Origin of the sequence: Actinoallomurus acaciae, from assembly GCF_042429965.1 — a bacterium.
Classification (GTDB): Bacteria; Actinomycetota; Actinomycetes; order Streptosporangiales; family Streptosporangiaceae; genus Actinoallomurus; species Actinoallomurus acaciae.
Map to the genome: position 1 here is coordinate 1 of NZ_JBHLZP010000832.1, position 2,433 is coordinate 2,433.

Annotated in this window: 4 protein-coding genes; 2 read left to right on the top strand and 2 right to left on the bottom strand. The window is 72.3% G+C overall.

Going from position 1 to position 2,433, the window contains the following annotated elements; all coding sequences use genetic code 11:
- Both ACFFNX_RS47675 and ACFFNX_RS47680 read right to left on the bottom strand, forming a co-directional pair.
- Window positions 1-613, bottom strand: a 613-nt coding sequence (locus tag ACFFNX_RS47675) for an enoyl-CoA hydratase/isomerase family protein (protein WP_378213042.1), incomplete at its 3' end; no start/stop codon positions are given.
- 35 nt (window positions 614-648) lie between these two features.
- Window positions 649-1,428 carry a PaaX family transcriptional regulator gene (locus tag ACFFNX_RS47680; protein WP_378213043.1) on the bottom strand — a complete coding sequence of 260 codons (780 nt, stop codon included), beginning with the start codon at window positions 1,426-1,428 and terminating at the stop codon, window positions 649-651.
- 158 nt (window positions 1,429-1,586) lie between these two features.
- Between ACFFNX_RS47680 and ACFFNX_RS47685 the strand changes: the two genes are divergently transcribed.
- Together ACFFNX_RS47685 and ACFFNX_RS47690 are read left to right on the top strand one after the other, a co-directional pair.
- A complete protein-coding gene (locus tag ACFFNX_RS47685) occupies window positions 1,587-1,754 on the top strand; it encodes a DUF3117 domain-containing protein (protein WP_141954058.1) in 168 nt (55 codons plus the stop codon).
- A gap of 100 nt (window positions 1,755-1,854) precedes the next feature.
- Window positions 1,855-2,433: M17 family peptidase N-terminal domain-containing protein (locus ACFFNX_RS47690; protein WP_378213045.1), on the top strand; the 579-nt coding region annotated here is incomplete at its 3' end.

Consider the following 2,433-nt stretch of genomic DNA (forward strand, 5'->3'; position numbering starts at 1 on the left):
TGGGGCCGGCGCCGACCCGGGCGGCCAGGTCGCGCGCCGCGGTCGCCAGCGACTCGGGCGGCACGACGGCGTTCACCAGGCCGAGCTCCAGCGCCTCGGCCGCACGTACCGGCTCGGCGAGCAGGAGCAGCTCCAGCGCCTTCGCGCGGCCGACCACGCGTGGCAGTGTCCAGGACAGGCCGCTGTCCGGCGCCAGCCCGATGCGTGTGAAGGCCGTGGCGAATGAGGCCTTCTCCGACGCGATCCGCACGTCGCAGGCCAGTGCGAAGGACAGCCCGGCGCCCGCGGCGGTGCCGTTGACGGCGGCGACGACCGGCTTGGGCATGCCGCCGAGCGCCAGGATGATCGGTTCGTAGTGGTCCTCGAGCGTGCCGGCGAGGCCGCGGCCCGCCTCCAGGTTGTCCGCGTGCTCCCGCAGGTCCTGGCCGACGCAGAAGGCCCGGCCGGAGCCGGTCAGGATCACCGCGCGTGCGGCGGGGTCGTCCCGCGCGCGCTCCACCGCCTCACGCAGCTCCGTCTTGGCCGCCGCCGTCAGTGAGTTCATCGCGTCCGGGCGGGCGAGTGTGATCGTCGCCACGCCTTCCGCCAGGTCGTACTGCACGTTCTCCGGCACGTTCGGGCTCCTTCGACCGACTACAGGCCGTCCGGTCACCGGCCATCCAGGCAACGATCGACGAACCGTGAGGCCGCGGGCAAGAGCCGCGCCGCCTCTTCGTCGAAGAAACGCGCGGCCCTGGCCCCGGGCCAGTCGTCGGGCAGCAGCGTCGCCGGCAGTCCCGGGTCGCGGAACAGGAACTTCCGCCACTCGTGCACCAGCCGGCTGCGTACGGCGAAGGCCTCCTCGTCACGGTCCTCCGGACATCCCGCCAGGAGCTCCCCGGCCTCATCGATCCAGCGCTCGTACGCGCGGGCCAGCCCGTCGAGGTCCCACGCGCGGGCCACCAGACCGCGGGCCTCGCCGTCGTAGCCGGCGTGGAACCGCTCCGCGCGCACGCCCTCGGCCGCGAACAGCGCCTCCAGCTCGGCCGAGGCGCGAGGGCTGATCCACGTGGTGTCGTCGAGCGCGGCGTAACCGAGGTAGCCCAGCCCGGCCCGCAGCCGGTCGCGACGCGCCCGGTCGGGAATATGCTGGATAACAAGCAGATGCCAGCGTCCGTCCCATATGTCGGGCGCGTGACGGTAGATGCGCCGTCCCGCCTCGTCGAGGCGCCGCACGGCCTTGGTCGTCAGCGCGTACCCGCGGCCCTGAGGCAGCCGTACCGGTGACAGCCACCCCTGCCGCACCATGCGCGACACCGCGGTGCGCGCGGCCGGGGCTGCGATCTCCAAGGCCGCGAGGAGCCGCACGAGAGAGGCGATCGGCGCGCTTCTACCTCGGGTCCGAAGGTGGTCACCGTAGAGGTCGAAGAGGGCAGAACGGGCATTCATCGAACTCCAGTCTGACGATCTCCGAGCTGATCGTTACCACTTAGCGTCCCGAAAACGGGATAATGGTCCACCACAGTTGACGTTGATGCGGCAGGCGGGTCAGCGGCCAAGGAAGCCCGGCGGCCCCACGCGGCCCTAGGCAGGAAGGGGATGCACGCATGGCGGCGATGAAGCCGCGGACAGGCGATGGTCCGCTCGAAGTTACCAAGGAGGGGCGCGGAATCGTCATGCGTGTCCCGCTCGAAGGTGGCGGGCGGCTCGTTGTCGAACTGTCGGCAGATGAGGCAGGCGAGCTCGGGGACGCTTTGAAGGGCGTTGTCGGCTAGGACGCCTCGCCCGTACCGGGCGGATCGTTCCGGCCGAGTCGAATCATCGAGTGAGGCCCCGGCGCAAGCCGGGGCCTCACTGCTTACCAGGAGAGGGTACGTGCCACTACAGACGCAGCTCCGCGCGCTCGAGGGGACGATCCGTGACGCCGCGACCACGGCCGAGGCGGTCGCCGTCCCCGTGCGGTCCGGGCCGGAGATCGACCCCGCCTACGTCGACGGGCTGGCGGGCATCTTCGCGCTGGGCGCGACGGATCTGCTCGCCCATGAGGACGCGAGAGGTGAGCCGGGAGAGATCGTCAAGGCCCCGTTCCGCCTGGGGGACGGCATCACCGAGATGCTCCTCTTCGGCGTGGGCGACGGGTCGGTCCCGGCGATGCGCCGTGCGGGCGCCGCGATCGCCCGGCAGGTCAGGGGCTGCGGCGAGGTGATCGTGGGCGGCCCGTCGGAGGCGGACGACGACGCCCTCGCGGCCTTCGCGGAGGGGCTGCTGCTGGCCTCGTACGACTTCCGTGTCGGCGGCACCCCCAAGCGTCCCGGCGCCGGGTCCATCAGCGTGGCCACCTCCTCACCGGCCGCCCTGGAGCGCGGCGCGGCGGTGGCACGCGCGGTGACGCTCGCCCGCGACCTCACCAACACCACCTCGCTGGAGAAGTGCCCGCAGTGGCTCGCCGAGCGC

Excerpts from the sequence above, each read along its gene's own strand:
- ACFFNX_RS47680 (WP_378213043.1), bottom strand. The coding sequence starts at position 1,428 with ATGAATGCCCGTTCTGCCCTCTTCGACCTCTACGGTGACCACCTTCGG.
- ACFFNX_RS47685 (WP_141954058.1), top strand. The coding sequence starts at position 1,587 with ATGGCGGCGATGAAGCCGCGGACAGGCGATGGTCCGCTCGAAGTTACC.